The sequence below is a fragment of the Acinetobacter pittii ANC 4050 genome, from assembly GCF_000399685.1.
GTDB lineage: Bacteria > Pseudomonadota > Gammaproteobacteria > Pseudomonadales > Moraxellaceae > Acinetobacter > Acinetobacter pittii_E.
Window position 1 is genome coordinate 3699602 of sequence record NZ_KB976987.1, and the last position, 19460, is coordinate 3719061.

Here is a 19460-nt window from a genome sequence, read left to right on the forward strand (position 1 = left end):
GCTTCTAAAAGCTGCTTTTTTATTTAGTATTTATTAACGCGCTAACTTAGCTAAAAGCTCTTCTTTCGTTAAATTGCTCGCTTCAGCATCTCGGCGGCCTTTATATTCAAACGTACCCGCATCAAGACCTTTTTCACCAATCACAATACGGTGTGGAATACCCATTAACTCAAGGTCAGAGAATTTAACGCCTGGGCGTTCGTTACGGTCATCAAGTAATACGTCAAAGCCTTGAGCTTGAAGTTCTGCATAAAGTGATTCTGCTGCTTCAAGAGTACGTGGTGATTTGTGCGCATTCATTGGAACAATGGCAATTTCAAAAGGTGCAATGGCTTGAGGCCAGATAATACCTTTGTCATCGTAGTTTTGTTCAATTGCAGCTGCAACAACACGTGTTACACCAATACCGTAACATCCCATGGTTACTGTAAATGGTTTACCATCTTCACCTAGAACTTTACACCCTAAAGCTTCGGAGTATTTAGTACCAAGCTGGAAAATATGACCTACTTCAATACCACGTTTAATTTGTAATGTGCCTTTGCCATCTGGAGATGGATCGCCTTCAACCACATTACGTAAATCAAAAACTTCGCTAATTTGCGCATCACGTTCCCAGTTTACGCCAACTGCATGTTTGTCTGCTTCGTTTGCACCAGCAACGAAGTCTGAAAGAACAGATGCAGCACGGTCAACAATGACAGTTAAGCCTTTTTCGACTAAACCTTGTGGACCAGTAAAGCCAGCAGTTAAACCAAATGCTTGAAGTTGTTCTTCAGTTGCAAAAGTAAGAGGAGCCGCAACTAAAGGATGCTTCTCAGCTTTAATCTCATTCAGTTCGTGGTCGCCACGTATAAATAGAGCAACGACAGGAACATTACCTTTTTCATCAGCAACGCCTTGAACCAATAATGCTTTAACAGATTGCTTTGGATCAGCATTTAAGAATTGGCAAACATCATCAATTGTTTTTTGGTTTGGTGTTTCAACCAATTTTAGTTCTTGTGTCGGTGCTGCACGTTCACCAACTAAAACAGCCTCAGCCATTTCAACGTTTGCTGCATAATCAGACTCAGTTGAAAATGCGATGTCATCTTCACCACTTGAAGCCAATACATGGAACTCATGTGAAGCTGAACCACCAATCGAGCCTGTGTCAGCTTGAACTGGACGGAAATCTAAACCTAAGCGAGTGAAAATACGGCTATAGGTGTCGTACATCACGTCATAAGTTTCTTGTAATGATTCTTGAGTTGCATGGAAAGAATAAGCATCTTTCATGATGAACTCACGTGAACGCATTACACCAAAACGTGGACGGATTTCATCACGGAATTTAGTTTGAATTTGATAGAAATTTACAGGAAGCTGCTTATAACTTTTTAATTCGTTACGCGCCATATCCGTAATAACTTCTTCATGCGTTGGCCCAAGTACAAATGGGTTCGTATGACGATCTTTAAAACGTAATAATTCAGGACCGTATTGTTCATATCGACCTGATTCTTCCCAAAGACTTGCGGGTTGAGTCACGGGCATGAATACTTCCATAGCGCCTGAACGGTTCATTTCTTCACGAACAATCGCATCTACTTTTTTAAGCACACGTGTTCCCATCGGCAGCCATGTATATAAACCAGATGCCAATTTACGAATCATCCCCGCACGTAACATGAGCTGGTGTGAAATCACTTCAGCATCATTTGGGGTTTCTCTCAACGTTGCAAATAAAAAGCGGCTTGCGCGCATGGAAAAAGTCCTAAAAGTTAAGCGTTATAAAAACGCAGATTATACGATAATCGCTGCATTATGACATGAATCGTCGAGTTTGACGCAGCATAAAGTTTTTCAAGTCATCCAGATAAGTGAAAATGACGGGTACAACTACAAGAGTCAACAGGGTAGAGGTAACTACACCACCAATCACAGCATGAGCCATTGGTGCGCTTTGCTCACCACCTTCACCAAGACCTAAAGCTAAAGGGACCATCCCCATCACCATAGCACTTGTTGTCATTAAAATTGGACGTAAACGGGTTTTCCCCGCTTGTAAAATCGCATCATAACGGCTGACACCCTGATCCATTGCTTTCTTAATAAAATCGATTAGCAAAATCGCATTTTTAGTGACAAGCCCCATCAGCATGATAATACCAATAATTGAAAACAGATTTAGGGTGCTTTGGAACAAGAAGAGGGCAAGAAAAACCCCAATTAATGATAAAGGTAAAGACGCCATAATGGCCGCTGGATGAATAAAGCTATTGAACTGAGAACCTAACACGATATAAATAAATACAATCGATAGGGTAATGGCTGTTAATGCGTATCCCGCAGATTCAGCCATATCGGCATTTGCCCCTTGTGTATCAAATGTATAGCCTGCTGGTAGCTTAAACGCCTTTTGCATTTTGTCGATGTCTTGACCAATATCGCCACTCGGGCGACCTGAGGTATTTGCCTCAATCAAAACCTCACGCTCAAGATCACGTCGGTTAATTTGTGAAGCACCGAGCTTTTCTTCGGTCATTGCAACTGCACTTAGTGGAACTAATATACTTTGTCCGGTTGCATTGGTCTTATTAGAATTGATATATAAATTTTGCACATCTTGTGGAAGCATACGTTTATTTTCATTTAAACGTAAATTTACATCATAAGTTTCGCCGTCACGGTCTTCCCACGTGGTGACATTGTCACCCGCAATTAATGGTCGAATTGCATTCGCAATTTGGGATACAGATAAGCCTAAATCACTTGCTAGTACACGATTAATATTAACACCCAAAGTTGGTTTAGGTTCTTTCAATGAACTTTCTAAATCAACTACGCCTTGAATTTTTTCCATTTCAGCGATAAAGCGATCTGAAATTTTCTGTAGTTCATTTAGGTCAGATCCTTTAATAGAAATCATGATGGGCTTTTGGCCGCCAGAGACAGAGTCTTGTGCTGCGGCAACAGAAGTTATTCGAATACCTGCTACTGTTTGTAAACGATCACGGAACTCGTTGTTGAGTGTATTAAGATCTGAGCTACGTTCTTGTTTTGGCTTTAAGGTCACCCCTAAACCCGCATGGTTTTTACCAGAGTCGACTTCACTGTTGACTACGCCATAAGTAGAAACGACATCAGGGAATTGCCTAATAATTTGATCGACCTGATGTAATTTTGCTTGAGTATATTCCAAAGAAGCATCTACAGGAGTTTCGAACTGGATACGCACTTCACCTTTATCTGGTGTAGGTACAAATTCGGTCCCAATCAGTTTAGATAGTCCTAATGCAGCAAATAATGAGGCGATTGCAATAATGACTGTAATGAAACGGAAGCGTAGAGCAAGTTTTAATAGCTTTTCATAAACATGAGCAAGCCGATCTAGCAAATTAGAAATATGGTCAAAAAACCGTTGTAGCCAATTGTCTTTTTTCTTGACTGGATCTTTCCAGTGGGCTGATAGCATTGGATCGAGTGTAAAACTAATAAACATTGAAATTAAAACAGCGGTACTGACCGTTACACCAAATTGATAAAAGAAGCGTCCAATCAGACCACCCATGAAGGCTACAGGTAGAAATACTGCCACAATGGTAAGTGTAGTTGCGAGTACGGCTAAACCAATTTCTTTTGTCCCTTCAAGAGCTGCAGTGACGTGGTCTTTGCCAAGTTCAGTATGCCTGACAATGTTTTCCCGCACTACAATTGCATCATCAATAAGTAAACCAATACTGAGCGATAGCGCTAACAGTGTCATCATGTTAATGCTAAACCCAAAAGCCCAGATAAACGTTAAGGTTCCGAGCAAAGTAATCGGTAAGGTTAGACCTGTAATAACGGTAGAACGGAAAGAGCCTAAAAAGAGTAAAACAATGAGAACTGCTAAGGCCGCACCTTCAATAATGGTTCGAGCAACATCTTTAATTGAGGCACGAATACCTTTAGAGCTATCAGCTACCACTTTGTAATTTAAGCCCGCAGGCATTTGATCTTTTAATTTCTCTAACGTTTCATAAGTCTGATCGACAACTTTAATGACATTGGCATCGGAGCTTTTTAAAATATCGACAGAGACAGCGGTTCTTCCATTATAAAAGGCACTCGATTGTAGTTCGGCTTGTGTGTCTTCAACAGTTGCCACTTGCTTTAAAAAAATGGGCGAACCATTTTTATTGGCAATCACCAAATCGCCAAATGCAAGGGGATGGATAACTTTCGATTGAATCTGTACGACCAGTTCAGAATTTTTTTGTTGTAAGGTTCCGGCAGGGACTTCAATATTTTCATTTTTTAAGGTGTTAATGACCTGATCAATACCAATGCCGTAGCTTTGTAATTGTGCAGGAATAACCTTTATTCGAATTTGCCGCTTTGCATCACCCAATAAATTTACATTACCGACACCTGAAACAGTTTTAAGCTGAGGCACAATTTTTTTATCTACGTACGAACTTAATTGCGCCAAACTCATGCTGTTTGATTCAAATACAACCGACATGATTGGGCTAGAGGAGGGATCATAGCGCTGTACAATCGGTGTATCAATTTCATCACGGAACTGTGCTGTGACGGGTGCAATTTTGTCACGAACATCTTGTGCTGCAATCGCTGAAGATGTATCGAGATTAAATTCGGCAATCACCATCGAAAAGCCTTCACTTGAGCGTGAAGTAATTTGTTTAATTCCTGAAATTGTATTGATTTGATCTTCAAGTTTTTTTGTAATATCTGACTCAACCGCTTCAGGCGACGCACCCGCATATTGCGTAGTGACCACGACGAATGGGAAATCTATATTTGGAAACTCTTCAACAGTCATGCGTTTCCAAGAAGCTAACCCGAGTACCATTAAGCTGAGCATCATCATAATGGTAAAAACGGGGTATTTCACACTGATTCGAGTAAACCACATACGCTATTTGCTACCTTATTTATTTTTGTCGGTTGTAACCGTCACTTTTTTATTAATGTCGGAATCTTCAAATTGAATACGGCTTACCAGATCTGAGCTTTGTAAACCTTCGACTAAAGCAATATTGTCGTTATAGCGCTGTTCAATCACCCGAATTTTAACTTTTTGAATGGTGTGATTGCGTATCACCCATACAAACGGGTCATGTTGCATATTTTGAATACTATCTAAAGGAATAGTTTGGCCTTGATGAGTGTCATTGCGCAAAATGTTTCCATTAATGAAAGCTCCGATGCTTAACGAATCAATTTTCTCTTTAGGAGCAGCAAAGAACTCAATTTGTCGACTGTCTTGATCGGCGACAGGTGAAATGCGAGTAAGCGTTGCATTTAATTGTTTAGAATTACCTTGAATCTGATATTGGATGTTGCTACCTACCTTAAGCGCAGATTGCTGTTCAATGGGTAACTTCGCCTGTATTTCAAGTTGATCTGGATTTACGATTTCAAATAGTGTCTGTCCAACTGATACGGTTTGGCCGGGTTCAACTTGCCGTTTAGTAATCACACCTGAAATTGGACTGGTAATAATTCCATCCTGATCCGCTTTTTTTGCAATATCAACATTGGCTTGTTGCGCTTTTACACTTTCAAGCTGCCCTTTATAGTCCACCTGACTTTGTTCAAACTCGACACGAGCAATAAAACCTTGATTGAATAATCTTTGTTTTCGGTTCATCAAATTACGTGCAAGTTCAGCTTGTGACTGAGCCGATGCAAGGTTAGCTCGTGCTTGTGCTAATCGTGCAACATTGTCCTGATTATTCAATCTCACCAGAACTTGACCTTTTTGTACCTGTTGGCCCACATTTGCAGTGACATTTGTCGCTGTTGCACTCACTTGTGCCTGAATGGAACTTTGCTGAACCGCACGGATAGTTCCTGTAAATGCAGTTTGAGAGTCAAGTGCTCCTTGTTTAACTGCAATAAGATCTTGAGGAATAAGCTCAATTTTGGCAGGAGTTGATGTAGTAGTTTTGGTTGTTTCTTGCTGATTACATGCAGCTAAAATTAAACATAAACTAATAATACTCAGTTTAAAAAAAGTAGAAGGGGTGAGATGCATTGTGTGCATACAGCATCATCCTATAATTCAAATTTTATTTTGCCCCTATTCTTGATAAACCTTTGCAGTTATTCAAGCTTTTTTAAACGTTCGATAATATTTTCATACTCACTGTTAGTTCGGTTATAGGTCTTGGAAAGTGTTTGAAGCGTTTGTTTAACCCGATTAATATTATTTAGATTGTTTTCAATCAAAGCCTTATGACGCTCAGGAGTTATTTCTCCTTTTCTGAAATACTCCATTTCCTGACGTTTAAATAAAATTTTGTCTTGTTGTAGTTGATTAAGTTGTTCCTGCTGATAATTAATTTGTTTTTTTATAGACACTAATGCCTGATCTCTTTTAATCAACGCTATCTTACTATTGCTATAAGCTTTTTTTAATTTAATATCTTGTTCTTTATGTCGTGCCAATAATGCTCGTTGACTCGATTGATTTAAATCGGCTTCAGCATTATAAGAATGGTTTCTTTTTATCACTTGCATATTGCGATCAAGCGCTTCATAACCATAACGAATATGGGCTGGAGTAACTGATGTACTAATATTGGTAATACCATGTTGATCATAATAACGATACCAAACTGCTTTAGAAGTATCGGCAATAGCAAGTGTAGAAGCTAAGAAAAAAAGTGATCCGAAGGAAATAATGCCTATAGATACAGACAAGCAGTTCCTATAAAAGGCATATTTCATCCTAACATTCATTGAAAATCCCCAAAAAAGATAGCTAAGCCACTTATTTTTAAATATTTAATCTTCATTATATTAATTATTATTTAGTTGAATAAAAATATAGTCATTATAAAAAAAATGATAATTTTAATTAAAGTGTGATGAGGTTAAAAGTTATTGTTTATAAATGAGAAAGTAGACAAAAATGCCTCATTGAAAATAGAAGGTGAGATATGTTAAAAATGCGTATAAATGTGTAAAAACAAATTTAAGTTAAATTGCATTTATATTTTATATTTATGGGGATGGAAGATTAAATGGAAGATGCATTCCAAAATCTGAAAGTAATGGTGATTGATGACTCAAAAACCATTCGCCGTACAGCAGAAACTTTATTGCAGCGCGAAGGCTGTGAAGTCATTACTGCTGTGGATGGATTTGAAGCTTTGTCCAAAATTGCAGAAGCAAATCCGGATATTGTTTTTGTCGATATCATGATGCCTCGTTTAGATGGTTATCAAACTTGTGCTTTGATAAAAAACTCTCAAAATTATCAGAACATTCCCGTTATTATGCTCTCTAGTAAAGATGGTTTATTTGATCAGGCAAAAGGGCGTGTGGTAGGTTCAGATGAATACTTGACGAAACCTTTTAGCAAAGATGAATTGTTAAACGCGATTCGTAATCATGTAAGTTCATAACCAGTAATTTGAGGGCAAAAAAATGGCACGTATTCTCATTGTAGATGATTCACCAACAGAAACTTTTCGTTTTAAAGAAATCCTAACAAAACATGGTTATGATGTACTTGAAGCATCAAATGGTGCAGATGGTGTAACTCTTGCAAAAGCAGAGCAACCAGATCTTGTCTTGATGGATGTTGTTATGCCGGGTGTAAATGGTTTTCAGGCAACACGTCAGATTACTCGTGATGAAGACACTAAGCATATTCCTGTTGTTATTGTGAGTACTAAAGATCAGGCAACTGACCGTGTATGGGGCAAGCGTCAAGGTGCAATCGACTATTTGATTAAACCAATCGAAGAAAAGCAATTGATTGATGTAATTAAACAATTTCTAAATTAACTCATCCATCCATAAAAACATAAATAACGGGCATTTTGTACCCGTTTTATAGGATCGAGTATGGCAGCGAATGGATTTATCGAGTTACTTCGTTTGTCTAAACGGGGTAATAAGAATTACGCTTCAGTTCAAAATGAAGCACAGCGATGGTCAGGAATTGCTTTTGAAATGAGAGGGCAATACTTCGTCGCACCACTTGGGGAAGTGTCAGAAGTAATCTATCCGCCAAAATATACACCGGTTCCAAATACCCAAAGTTGGGTAAGGGGATTGGCAAATATTCGGGGCAGATTACTTTCAGTGTCTGATTTGGCGCATTTTATTTTAGGGCAACGAAGTTCATTTTCGTCAACTCAAAAAGTATTGTGTATTAGCCATCGCGACCAGTATGTGGGGTTGGTCGTAGATCAGGTTTTGGGGATTCAGCACTTTAATAAAAAAAGCTTTTTTTCTCAAAGTTCAGACTTAGAGGAAAATCTAAAAGAATATTGCCAAGGTTATTTTCATCAACATAACCAACACTGGCATGTTTTTTTATTTAGTCGTTTATTGCAAAACCCACATTACATGAATGCATCGACAAAATTTATAAACTAATTTTTACGCTGTGAAAACAGAGTATTTTTCTGGGGAAAAGCTATGGGCTTTAAGCTTAAAAAGAAAGGCAGCAGTCGGGTTGCGTCCGAAAAATCGGGTGTTAATTTTATTGCAACAATCCAGTCAAGAATTGAGCAGTTTGCCGGTTTATTTGGGGAAAGTGAAAAGTCCAAGCCAATCCTATATGCAGCAATTTTATGTTTTGTTCTTGCATTAGTTTCTCTAGCCTATTTGTTCTATAACGTTCCACGTCATAACCAGTTAATTCGAAGTCTTGGTGAGTTACGTTTGTTATCTCAAACGATTTCTAAGCAAGCAACTGAAGCAACTGAGTCTGGCTCTCAAGAGGCAATCACCAAGCTACAGCAGTCTCAAAAAGACTTTAACGAAAACTTACTTGAGATTGAAAATATTCACGGTAAGTCGACTGATGAATATCAAAAAGTTCAAGTTATGTGGACTGAACTTTCAAAAAACATCGATTTGATTTCAGCACATCAAAAAGTCCTTAACCAGCTATATGACACCAACATCTCTATTAGCGAAACCGTTCCTGAGATTCAGGCAGAATATAACTTGATGGTTGACCAAATGGCACGTCAAGGTTTGCCAAGTAGTCAGGTAATTATTGCTAAAAACCAAGTGTTTATTGCCGAACGTATTTTACGTTCTATTAACTCGGTGCTAAGTGGTACTGATGGTAATGTGTCGACTAGCGATTTTGGTGTAGATATTGATACGTTTGGTACGTATTTAAATGCTGAACTTAATGGTAATGCTGAATTGGGTGTGGACCGTATTGCAGATCCGGCTTTACGTGAATCATTAGAAAGTATTAAATCTGAATATGACAAAGTCTTAAAATCTGCTGCTGCCACGGTATTAAAAAATGGTAACCAGATTGTCAATGTTCGTCAGGCATCTTCTCAGATCTTCTCTAAATCAGATGTGATGTTAGATAACTTGGGGCATTTATCTGATGTAGCAAGAAAGAACTGGCTTACTTTATTCTTAGGTGCAGTGCTAATCAGTTCTTTAGCAGGCTTAATCTTCTCAGTATTTAAATTAATTACATTACGTAGTGTAATGGATAAGCAACGTGTTACTCGATTACAAGACGAGTATGATCGTAACCAAAACGCAATTTTACGTTTACTTGATGAAATCGCCGATCTTGCAGATGGTGACTTGCGTTCATATGCAACAGTATCTGAGGATTTTACGGGAGCGATTGCCGACTCGATTAACTTTGCGATTGACCAACTACGTGACCTTGTATCCCGTATTCATGAAACCTCTCAAGAGGTTGCTCGCTATACGCAAGATACCCAAAGTATTACTAACCAATTGGCAGAAGCGTCTGAGCATCAGGCCCAAGAAATTGCTGGTGCATCAACAGCAATGAATGAAATGGCGCAATCGATTGACCAAGTATCTTCAAATGCATCTGAATCTGCTGAGGTAGCAGAACGTTCGGTACAAATTGCCTCTAATGGTGCGCAAGTGGTAAACCGTTCAATTGAAGGTATGGATACAATCCGTGAACAGATTCAAGAAACGTCTAAACGTATTAAGCGATTAGGTGAGTCGTCACAAGAAATTGGTAACATTGTATCGCTCATTAACGACATTGCCGACCAAACAAACATTCTTGCATTAAACGCAGCAATTCAAGCCTCTATGGCGGGTGAAGCAGGCCGTGGTTTTGCCGTGGTTGCTGACGAAGTACAGCGTCTTGCAGAGCGTTCAGCATCCGCAACAAAACAGATCGAAACACTGGTTAAAACGATTCAGACAGATACAAATGAAGCTGTTATTTCGATGGAACAAACCACTACTGAGGTTGTGCGTGGAGCGAACTTAGCAAAAGATGCGGGTATTGCTTTGGATGAAATTCAAAAAGTATCGGGCGATTTGGCTAACTTAATTGCTAGCATTTCTGATGCAGCAAAACTTCAATCTGCATCTGCCAGCCACATTGCGACCACCATGACAGTCGTACAAGAAATTACTTCACAAACGACCACTGCAACTTTCGATACAGCGCGCTCTGTTTCTGAATTAGCAAACATGGCAGAGTCATTACGTGAATCGGTAACGGACTTTAAATTACCTGATTAAATTGGGGATGAGAATAGCTGTTCCTATAATCGCTATTCTTCTAAAAAGTATTACAACACCAGATAAATATTGGGGAAAACAGCTATTTTTCTGGTGTTGACTTGTCGTTTTTCTCCATTTTGGAGACAAGCAAAAGAAGCCTTTGCTATGAAAGAAATATTAAAAACTTTAACTGAAGCAATGATGCTACCGGAAGATAGCTATTCTCAACAAGATGATGAATTCCTTGAAATCTTTGTCGAAGAAATTGAGGAAATTTTTGTTGAATTACAATCTTTGATTGACGAATGGATGCAATCTGAAAATATTGCTACGCTTACCGAAATCCGCCGTTATTTTCATACATTGAAAGGTTCTGGCCGGATGATTGGTGCAAAATCATCTGCTGAGCTTGCTTGGACTGTAGAAGATACGCTGAATCGCGTAATCAATCAGAGTCTCGGATTAACTCCTAACATCCAACAATATGTTCAGTTGGTATTTAAGTTCTATTTCTTTAAGTTAGTAGATGACTTTAAATCTAAAAAAGATCATACCTTAGACTTTAGGCCCCTTATTTTATTAGGACAACAATTACAACAACAGCAAAGTATAGAACCCGCATTAGATGAACTTTTATTATTATCAGATACTCTTACTGCTGAAACTCAAACTGGTTTAGAAACGAATGACTTCGAACCACAGTCAACTAATGTTTTAACTATTGCCACTCCAGAGTTTGCTATAGAAACTGAACAGACTCTTGCTGAAACCTTAATTTTATTTATGGAAGAGGCAGAAGAGCACTTAGCGACGATTGATCAATTTTTAGAACAAGAAATACATCAGCATGAAAGTTATAATGCTTTAATACGTGCGCTACATACGTTACGTGGCAGTTCTGCTATGGCTCATGTAGAACCAATATTTGATGCCAGTACCAAAGTTGAGCATTTATTTAAAATACTATTACAAGAAGAGCTTTCTTCTCATTCAGAAGAAATTTCATTACTTCGCGATTACCGCGAGTTTATTCGAAATTGTTTAGATTCATTGGCTAGCCATTGTTCTACTGAGCAATTGGAATCTGATCTACAAAAATTTAATCAGATTTGGGATGCTTATATGGAGCAGCATGGTGAGCATTCAAGCCCGCTCATGCCTCCACATGGTTTAGTGTCTCAGCTATTGCAGTTAGATGTTTCAGAATTGCTTGATGCAGAATTAGACTTTGAGAAGGGAATACGGACAGAGTTTCCTCATTATCTTGAACGCTTAAGTGAACAAGCAGATGTGTTGTTGGAACATACTCAGTCGCAGGCAATGGTTGGTTTATATGAATATACTAACCAGCTCAAAGACAGCTATAAGGTATTACTTGAACGACCTGATTTACTGCAATTGGATTATGTTTTTGAAATTTATCAAAAAGCACACCAACAATTAATTCAGTTATTTGATGCCTTAGCTGCGGGACAAAGAGTAAGTATTATTGAGCAACACCAAAATGTCTTGGAAGAACTAAAACTATATACTCAACATATTCCGAGTCTTAATGTTGAACCATTAGAAACTCATCAGGAAATTATTGAATCAACCTTTAATACTGAAGTTGAACAAACAACGAATGAACCTCTAGTCTCAACAGAAAATGTATTCACTGATCAGATCTTAATGAGTCAAAGTGTACAACTAGATCGACAGTTCATTTCGACTGAACAGGTAAACTGTAATTTTGATCCAGATCTATTAGATATTTTTCTTGAAGAAGCTGATGAGTTGCTTGAAGGAATGGATAAAGATCTTAATATTTGGGTTAATGATCAAGAAAACTTTGCAGCTCTTAATAACCTGATGCGTTATTTGCATACCTTAAAAGGTGGAGCAAATATGATTCAGGCAAGCTATATTGGTTTAATTGCACATGAGTTAGAAAGTATTTATGAGCGCTTAATTCAAAAACAGTTGATAGCTTCTTCTGCTCTCATTGATGTTATTCGACTAGTTCAAGATGACTTGGCTGACCGTCTTCAAATAGTACGTGAACAGCATCTAGATTATGCTGCTTCTCATACTATTCAAGCGCTTAAAAATGCAGGCCAAGTATTTGATTCTCTTATTAAAGAAGTGCAAGCAGAATCTGAAACCTATGTTATGCCTGAAGTAAATTTTGCAGAATTACCACAAGAAACGATAAATAATACAGCGTTAATCTTCAGTGAGTTAACTTCTGGTTGTGAACAGATTGCTGAGACTAATAATCAACTTGTTGAGCAAACCGACTTACAAGTTCTCAATGCTGACCAAGGCTATACGGAAAATCTTCAAGATCAGGATATTAGCTCTGTTGTCGAGCAGACATTCATGGAGGAAGCGGCTGAACTATTAGAAACGGCCGATCATCTATTAAAACAATGGTTCGAGCAGCGTACTAACCGAAGTATCTTGCTTCAGCTACAAAGGGCTGTGCATAGCTTGAAAGGCGGTTCCCGTATGCTGGGACTTGAAACCGTGCAAGCGATTGCTTATCAGCTTGAGAATGCTTTTGAACAATTTGCACTTCATCATTTCAGCTCAAATATTTATGACAATTTATTAGAGAGTGCAATTGTCTGGTTAAAAGAGGCTATTTTTAAACAAAATTATCAACACTTCGATGGTTTACAACAAAGTCTGGAAAATATTCAGTTCATTGAAACAGCAATTCAAATTCCTAGTAAATTAACTCGAACTGATCTATTCAGCACAGAACCTGTCATGAGTTTTGTGCAAGGTGACGGTACAGAGCCACCGCCAATGATGGGTGCGTGGGAACAAACACAACGCCTTGATCAAAATAATGAGATGATTCGAGTCTCGGCAGATTTAATTGAAAAAATGATTGACCTGTCTGGCGAAAATTCAATTAACCGTTCGCGAATTGAAATGGATTTAAGCCAATTTGGCCATACCCTCGCAGAAATGGAATTGGCTATTCAGCGACTTGCAGATCAGTTGCGTCGAATGGAAGGTGAATTAGAAACTCAAATTATTGCAAAGCACGGTATTGAAAACTCTCGGTATACGGAATTTGATCCTTTAGAGATGGATCAATATTCTTCATTAAATCAGTTGTCAAAATCTCTTGCCGAATCTGCGTCAGATTTAGTGGATTTTAAAAATACATTATCGGAAAAGATCAGAGACACTGAAGGTTTATTGGTTCAACAATCACGTATTCAGGCTGAAATTCAAGAAGGTCTCATGCGAACACGCTTAGTACCATTCTCTCGGTTGCTGCCTCGTTTACAAAGAATCGTGAGACAGACTTCTACTGCGTTAAATCGACCAGCAGAGCTTTTCGTGAATAATACTGAAGGTGAGTTGGACCGGACAATGTTAGAGCGTTTGGTCACACCACTTGAGCACATGCTTAGAAATGCAATTGACCATGGTTTAGAAGACCGTGTGCAACGTGAACAAGCGCAAAAACCAGAAACTGGACGCATTGAGCTGAATATTCATCGTCAAGGTACAGATGTTGTCGTTACATTTAAGGACGATGGACAAGGTATTGATATCGAGAAGGTTCGTCAAAAGGCATTAATGTCTGGTTTGATTCACTCGGAACAAGTATTAGAACATCAAGATATTTTACAGCTGATTTTCCATCCAGGTTTAAGTACAGCCGATCAAGTCACTCAGATTTCAGGTCGTGGCGTAGGACTGGATGTCGTGCAAAGTGATATTAAGACCTTAGGTGGCCACGTGAGTGTCGACTCTGTCTACGGGCAGGGCACTGTCTTTACCATACGTGTTCCAACTACGGTAGCTGTTAGTGATGCCTTAATGGTTAAAGTTGCTGATCAGCAATTTGCAATCCCATTGGCTCAAATTGATCGAATTGTGCGGGTTTCACCAGCCTCGTTAGAACAATATTTCGGAAGTGCACAAGAGTTCTTTGAATTTGAAAATAAGCGCTATCCATTACGTTATTTATCTGAGTTTGTTGGTAATCAACCCATTCCGCGTTTAAGTGGAATGATGTATTCATTACCAGTATTAATGATTAAAGCAAATAATGGACAAACTGTTGCATTATTAGTCGACCAACTGATTGGCTCACGTGCGCAGATTGTAGTTAAACCAGTCGGACAGCAATTCTCTAGTATTGGGGCAATTGCGGGAGCAACTATTTTAGGTGATGGCCAAGTTTGTCTAATTTTAGATGGACAAAATATTGCTCGCCAGATCCAATCTACCCAACGGCATAAGTCGCTTAATGAAGCTATCTATAGACAACGTGAGTCTGATGAACGCCGTCTCATCATGATTGTAGATGACTCGGTAACTGTGCGTAAGGTCACGTCTCGATTACTTGAACGTCAGGGCTATGATGTAATCACCGCTAAAGATGGGGTCGATGCAATTGAGCAATTGGAAAATATTAAACCAGATCTGATGCTGCTTGATATTGAAATGCCACGAATGGATGGCTTTGAGGTTCTCAATCTTGTTCGTCATCATGATCTACATCAAGATATGCCAGTTATCATGATTACCTCAAGAACTGGCGAAAAACACCGTGAACGAGCATTTGCTTTAGGGGTTAATCAGTACATGGGCAAACCTTTCCAAGAAGAAGACTTACTTAACAATATTGATGCGTTATTCATGGCATTTGAAGGGGGACTTGCCTAATGAAAAATAATATAAGTACATCCTTAATTAATGAAATGGACCAGCAAGAGCTTCAGCATTTAATTACTGTCTCAACTGGTTTTATTGATGCATATATTATCGAGTGTCATCAGCAAGTGCCGATGCTATTGCCGCAAAATATAGTGTTATCTGCTATGGATGTTAAAAATGGCATAAAACACATTGAATGGCATGATGTAAAACTCCCTGTTTATTCAGTTCACAATAAAATTGATTTGCGAGCAGTAGCATTAGTCATTGAAAATGAAGATATTAGCCAACGTTTTGCACTGATGTGTAAATCGATGCCAGTTTCAGTCCGTTTGCGTATTTCTGAAGTCGTAGATGAGAATGAAGATATACAAGAGTCTTTGCAGCATGCAACTGTATTTAAATATGTGCGTATGGACAATCAACGCTACCATGTGCCTAACCTGCAATATATTCAAAATTCTCTTCATTTATAAAAAAAGGAACTCATTTTGAGCTCCTTTTAAATTTTTACTTAGCTAATAAATTTTCTAAAATTTGCTCATAAATATCAGTTAATGGATCAAGGTCATGCACGTCAACATGTTCATTAATTTGATGAATTGTTGCGTTAAGAACACCTAATTCCAATACCTGTGCGCCTGTTGGAGCAATAAAACGGCCATCAGAGGTACCACCGCTTGTTGAAAGTTCAGTTTCAGTACCTGTTACGTTCAAAATAGCTGTTTGTGCTGCATTAACGAGTTCACCGACTGGTGTTAGGAACGGTAAACCAGAAAGATTCCACACGATTTCATACTGTAAACCATGTTTATCTAAGATTTCGTGTACACGTTGTTTAAGTTGCTCTGCTGTCACTTCTGTTGAATAACGGAAGTTAAAAGTAACTTCTAATGTTCCAGGAATAACATTTGTTGCGCCAGTTCCTGCATGGATATTTGAAATCTGAAATGAGGTCGCAGGGAAATATTCATTTCCATTGTCCCAAACCGTTTCGCATAGTTCTGCCAAAGCTGGTGACGCTTCATGAATTGGATTACGCGCTAAATGTGGATAAGCTACATGTCCTTGCTTACCTTGAACCTTTAATACAGCATTAAGTGAGCCACGACGACCATTCTTAACAATATCACCCAGTTTATGAGTACTTGAAGGTTCACCAACCAAACACCATGTCATTTTTTCATTACGTTTTTCAAGCGTCTCAATAACTTTAACCGTACCATTAACAGCAGGGCCTTCTTCATCAGAAGTAATTAAAAAGGCAATTGAACCTTTGTGATCAGGATGCTTTGCTACAAAACGTTCAGATGCGACGACCATCGCTGCAAGAGCTGTTTTCATATCGGCTGAACCACGACCATATAATTTGCCATCGCGGATTTCCGGTGCAAATGGATCTGAATTCCATGCTTCTAATTTACCTGTCGGTACTACATCAGTATGACCCGCAAAGCAAAATACGGGTTCTTCAGTTCCGCGGCGTGCCCAGAGATTATCAACTTCACCAAAACGCATTGGTTCAATATGGAAACCGATTTTAGCTAAACGGTCGGCCATGATGGTTTGGCAGGTGTGATCAATAGGAGTAACAGAAGGTTGTTGTAACAGTTCTAAGCTAAGCGAGAGAGTATCTGAATGGTTCATACCGAAAATTGCGTGCTGATCAGGTGAAATATAGTCCGATATAATAGGGGAATCTCTACGGGATGGGTATGTAAAAATAAAAAAACCTTATCGGGGAGATAAGGTTTTTTAAGTGATGACTCTAACTTACATTTTATCTTGTGTTTTTTCAGCAGTATTCGTTACAGCATCACCTGCTTTAGAAACATCTTTACCAAAACCTTTAAACGTATTACAGCCTGTTAAAACAACAGCAATCATTACAGAAGCAGCTAAAACTTTTTTCATCATTTTCTCCGTTTAAATTTAATAATGAAGTAAATTTAGATTAAAAAACAAACGGAAAAAGAAACATGACTGTTTAATAGTAAAAACGTTATTAAATGTTTCTAGAAGCTTAAAAAGTTATTGTTAATTCTTTTAATTTTTACCAATTAGTATGGGTTTGACTTAAAGTTTAAGTATGCAGGGCGTCTATACATATAAAACATGACCTCTTCACTACTTTTACAATATAAACCATCTGTCCACCAATGCGCTGAAACCGAACTAGGTTTTTGATTTGGACACAACCATTCGTGCCTTTCTAATCGATAAAAGGAAGAGTGTGGAATGGTAGTACCCCAATATCCTAATCGACGCTTTAAATTTATCCAGTCTGGCAATGACTGTTGCAAATTTAACTGTAAAGGAAGATAGAGCTGTCCTTTTATAACGGCAAAACGTTGTTCGATCTTAAAATCTAATGCTTCAGTGAACTGAAATTGTTTGTTAGTAAAATGATAAAGCTTTTTGCTCAGAGTATCCTGACGATTCAACCCAATCCATTGTTCTAAATATAAATCTGCTTCACCTAAATAGTATTTTAGCGCGACTTCCCAGTGTTCAACTTGTTGAGTTTCTTTATTTAAAATTAAGAAATCTAACTCCCCTAAAGTTATTGCTCCTTCAATTTTTTGAATACTATGGCCCAATAACTGATACGGATGATAACCATCTTCTTGCAGCCAGAACCAAAGTAAATTTTCAAAGCGTAAACCTAAGCGTGTACTTTTAAGCTGAGATAAAAACTGGATTAATGGTTCTGGGGACTGATCAAGTTCTTTTAAACGTGGTAAATAATTTTGAAAATGTCTTTCCCATACTTCGCTTGGATGCAATTTAAAGTCGTGTTGTATAGAAAAACTTCTTGGTAATTTGCAAAGTAAATTGGGGCTAGCGATACAAAAAGCCAACTGCCGCACTATAGGATGTTGAAATTGAAGCCATGGTTCGAAATAGGAAGTTTTAACTGAGGCAATATTCATATATTCAATACTCGAAGTAATTCATCCTAATTTCATAAGGGATCAACAAACAATATAAGAAAAACACTTTATACTAACGCTAACAGCAGGTTAAGGTTTATATATGCGAACATTGTTCTGGCGCTCTTTGGTCGTGATTTTTATCACGCTAGGCATTATTGGAGCAATTTTACCAGGTATGCCAACAACAGTGTTTTTGATTCTGGCTGCTTGGGCGGCCTCAAAAGGTTGGCCACAAATGGATGCTTGGTTATTAAATCATCCTAAATATGGCCCAACATTACGTGATTGGCGAGCCAATGGTACAGTGCCACGTAAAGCGAAGTGGATTGCAAGCATAATGATGGCAATCAGTGGCCTCATAATGCTATTTACTTCAGCACCGCTTTGGGTCAAGGTTTTTACTGATACTACCATGTTCATCGTTGCAGTTTGGTTATGGTTACGGCCTGAGCCAAAAAGTGAAACTGCGCGTAGATAAAAGAAGATTGAGAACCTTTTATTTTTGGCGCAAGACAACTTCTTCCTATAAATTTTTACTTAAACTCAAAATATTTGAGTTGATATAAGAGAGTAAGTTCAATGTCTCAATTTAAGCTCGAAGATGCCGATGTCCTCATCGATTTGGCAAACCAAACCTTAACTTTGCCTAAACATAATAAGTTTTATGTCATCTCTACTGGAAAGAACGGAATTGGTGAGCAAGAAAACACGGGTAAAACTCCACGTGGATGGCATAGAGTTGCAAAAAAAATTGGTGCCGAATCTCCTCAAAATGCAGTTTTTATTGCGCGTAAGCCGACAGGGGAGGTTTATAACGTTGAACTAGCAGCACAATTCCCTGAGCGAGATTGGATACTGTCCCGCATTCTTTGGTTAGACGGCTTACAAGAAGGCTTTAATAAAGGCGAAGGCCACGACACCATGCAGCGTTACATCTATATTCATGGGACTCCAGACACTCAACCAATGGGTGTGCCAATGTCGCATGGCTGTGTCCGAATGCGTAATGAAGAAATCATTGAGTTATTTGATTTAGTGGCTGAAGATGCGTTGGTTTATTTGTCTGAGCAATCTTTAACCTGAAAGTGATTTTTATCTATTATTGATTAGCTATGCAAATGTCGAAAAAATTGAAATAAGTGTTTAAATAAAATACAAAAAATTGTTTTTTACTTAATAATGACTTATTTTTAATCATTCATTCGCATTTTTTTGAAAAGTTGTCGAAAAGCGTTTGACACCTGTTAAAGATTCTCTATAATGCACCTCACAAACGATGAAGACGTTAAGGGCGCTTAGCTCAGTTGGTAGAGCGTCTGCCTTACAAGCAGAATGTCGGCGGTTCGATCCCGTCAGCGCCCACCA

At 38.4% G+C, this 19460-nt stretch carries 15 protein-coding genes and 1 tRNA gene; 9 read left to right on the top strand and 7 right to left on the bottom strand.

All coding sequences use genetic code 11. From position 1 onward, the window contains the following. Positions 1-33: 33 nt before the first annotated feature. The 4 genes from proS to F931_RS21210 form a co-directional block, all read right to left on the bottom strand. Positions 34-1749, bottom strand: coding sequence for a proline--tRNA ligase (proS, locus tag F931_RS21195; protein ID WP_016143126.1), 1716 nt, complete (start codon positions 1747-1749; stop codon positions 34-36). Between the two features lie 58 nt (positions 1750-1807). After that, positions 1808-4906, bottom strand: coding sequence for an efflux RND transporter permease subunit (locus tag F931_RS21200; protein WP_016143127.1), 3099 nt, complete (start codon positions 4904-4906; stop codon positions 1808-1810). Positions 4907-4921: 15 nt separating this feature from the next. After that, positions 4922-6031 carry an efflux RND transporter periplasmic adaptor subunit gene (gene nolF / locus F931_RS21205; RefSeq protein WP_080649776.1) on the bottom strand — a complete coding sequence of 370 codons (1110 nt, stop codon included), beginning with the start codon at positions 6029-6031 and terminating at the stop codon, positions 4922-4924. 68 nt (positions 6032-6099) lie between these two features. Further along, positions 6100-6738 carry a hypothetical protein gene (locus F931_RS21210; RefSeq protein WP_016143129.1) on the bottom strand — a complete coding sequence of 213 codons (639 nt, stop codon included), beginning with the start codon at positions 6736-6738 and terminating at the stop codon, positions 6100-6102. A 284-nt stretch (positions 6739-7022) separates the two neighbouring features. Between F931_RS21210 and pilG the strand changes: the two genes are divergently transcribed. The 6 genes from pilG to F931_RS21240 all read left to right on the top strand — a co-directional run bounded on the left by pilG (position 7023) and on the right by F931_RS21240 (position 15635). After that, positions 7023-7406 carry a twitching motility response regulator PilG gene (gene pilG / locus F931_RS21215; protein ID WP_000389061.1) on the top strand — a complete coding sequence of 128 codons (384 nt, stop codon included), beginning with the start codon at positions 7023-7025 and terminating at the stop codon, positions 7404-7406. Between the two features lie 22 nt (positions 7407-7428). Continuing rightward, complete coding sequence (gene pilH, locus F931_RS21220; protein ID WP_000101096.1) at positions 7429-7791, top strand: response regulator; 363 nt, start codon at positions 7429-7431, stop codon at positions 7789-7791. 60 nt (positions 7792-7851) lie between these two features. Further along, positions 7852-8388: a chemotaxis protein CheW gene (gene pilI / locus F931_RS21225; protein WP_016143130.1), complete on the top strand. Its 537-nt coding sequence runs from the start codon at positions 7852-7854 to the stop codon at positions 8386-8388. A gap of 42 nt (positions 8389-8430) precedes the next feature. Then, on the top strand, positions 8431-10509 hold the full coding sequence (gene pilJ, locus F931_RS21230; protein WP_016143131.1) for a methyl-accepting chemotaxis protein: 2079 nt from the start codon (positions 8431-8433) through the stop codon (positions 10507-10509). A gap of 147 nt (positions 10510-10656) precedes the next feature. After that, entirely contained in the window at positions 10657-15168 is a 4512-nt protein-coding gene (gene chpA, locus F931_RS21235; RefSeq protein ID WP_016143132.1) for a hybrid sensor histidine kinase/response regulator, read from the top strand. After that, complete coding sequence (locus tag F931_RS21240; protein ID WP_016143133.1) at positions 15168-15635, top strand: hypothetical protein; 468 nt, start codon at positions 15168-15170, stop codon at positions 15633-15635. The genes chpA and F931_RS21240 overlap by 1 nt, the downstream gene beginning before the upstream one ends. Positions 15636-15669: 34 nt before the next feature. On the opposite strand, the gene dapE is transcribed toward F931_RS21240, so the two are convergent. The 3 genes from dapE to F931_RS21255 form a co-directional block, all read right to left on the bottom strand. After that, positions 15670-16806, bottom strand: a complete 1137-nt coding sequence (gene dapE / locus F931_RS21245) for a succinyl-diaminopimelate desuccinylase (protein ID WP_016143134.1) — start codon at positions 16804-16806, stop codon at positions 15670-15672. A 126-nt stretch (positions 16807-16932) separates the two neighbouring features. Further along, entirely contained in the window at positions 16933-17076 is a 144-nt protein-coding gene (locus F931_RS21250) for an entericidin A/B family lipoprotein (RefSeq protein WP_003655297.1), read from the bottom strand. 143 nt (positions 17077-17219) lie between these two features. Then, the gene (locus tag F931_RS21255; protein WP_016143135.1) at positions 17220-18092 is read right to left on the bottom strand and encodes a DUF1853 family protein; all 873 of its coding nucleotides are present in this window, start codon (positions 18090-18092) and stop codon (positions 17220-17222) included. 103 nt (positions 18093-18195) lie between these two features. Between F931_RS21255 and F931_RS21260 the strand changes: the two genes are divergently transcribed. From F931_RS21260 to F931_RS21270, 3 genes are all read left to right on the top strand, one after another. Continuing rightward, a complete protein-coding gene (locus tag F931_RS21260; RefSeq protein ID WP_016143136.1) occupies positions 18196-18573 on the top strand; it encodes a YbaN family protein in 378 nt (125 codons plus the stop codon). A gap of 101 nt (positions 18574-18674) precedes the next feature. Continuing rightward, on the top strand, positions 18675-19178 hold the full coding sequence (gene elsL / locus F931_RS21265) for a cell wall-recycling L,D-carboxypeptidase ElsL (protein WP_016143137.1): 504 nt from the start codon (positions 18675-18677) through the stop codon (positions 19176-19178). 206 nt (positions 19179-19384) lie between these two features. Further along, a tRNA-Val gene (locus F931_RS21270) sits at positions 19385-19460 on the top strand.

Coding starts and splice junctions, on each gene's coding strand:
- F931_RS21260 (WP_016143136.1), top strand. CDS start 18,196: ATGCGAACATTGTTCTGGCGCTCTTTGGTCGTGATTTTTATCACGCTA.
- chpA (WP_016143132.1), top strand. CDS start 10,657: ATGAAAGAAATATTAAAAACTTTAACTGAAGCAATGATGCTACCGGAA.
- F931_RS21240 (WP_016143133.1), top strand. CDS start 15,168: ATGAAAAATAATATAAGTACATCCTTAATTAATGAAATGGACCAGCAA.
- pilI (WP_016143130.1), top strand. CDS start 7,852: ATGGCAGCGAATGGATTTATCGAGTTACTTCGTTTGTCTAAACGGGGT.
- pilJ (WP_016143131.1), top strand. CDS start 8,431: ATGGGCTTTAAGCTTAAAAAGAAAGGCAGCAGTCGGGTTGCGTCCGAA.
- F931_RS21255 (WP_016143135.1), bottom strand. CDS start 18,092: ATGAATATTGCCTCAGTTAAAACTTCCTATTTCGAACCATGGCTTCAA.
- F931_RS21200 (WP_016143127.1), bottom strand. CDS start 4,906: ATGTGGTTTACTCGAATCAGTGTGAAATACCCCGTTTTTACCATTATG.
- elsL (WP_016143137.1), top strand. CDS start 18,675: ATGTCTCAATTTAAGCTCGAAGATGCCGATGTCCTCATCGATTTGGCA.
- F931_RS21210 (WP_016143129.1), bottom strand. CDS start 6,738: ATGAATGTTAGGATGAAATATGCCTTTTATAGGAACTGCTTGTCTGTA.
- F931_RS21250 (WP_003655297.1), bottom strand. CDS start 17,076: ATGATGAAAAAAGTTTTAGCTGCTTCTGTAATGATTGCTGTTGTTTTA.
- pilH (WP_000101096.1), top strand. CDS start 7,429: ATGGCACGTATTCTCATTGTAGATGATTCACCAACAGAAACTTTTCGT.
- dapE (WP_016143134.1), bottom strand. CDS start 16,806: ATGAACCATTCAGATACTCTCTCGCTTAGCTTAGAACTGTTACAACAA.
- nolF (WP_080649776.1), bottom strand. CDS start 6,031: ATGCATCTCACCCCTTCTACTTTTTTTAAACTGAGTATTATTAGTTTA.
- pilG (WP_000389061.1), top strand. CDS start 7,023: ATGGAAGATGCATTCCAAAATCTGAAAGTAATGGTGATTGATGACTCA.
- proS (WP_016143126.1), bottom strand. CDS start 1,749: ATGCGCGCAAGCCGCTTTTTATTTGCAACGTTGAGAGAAACCCCAAAT.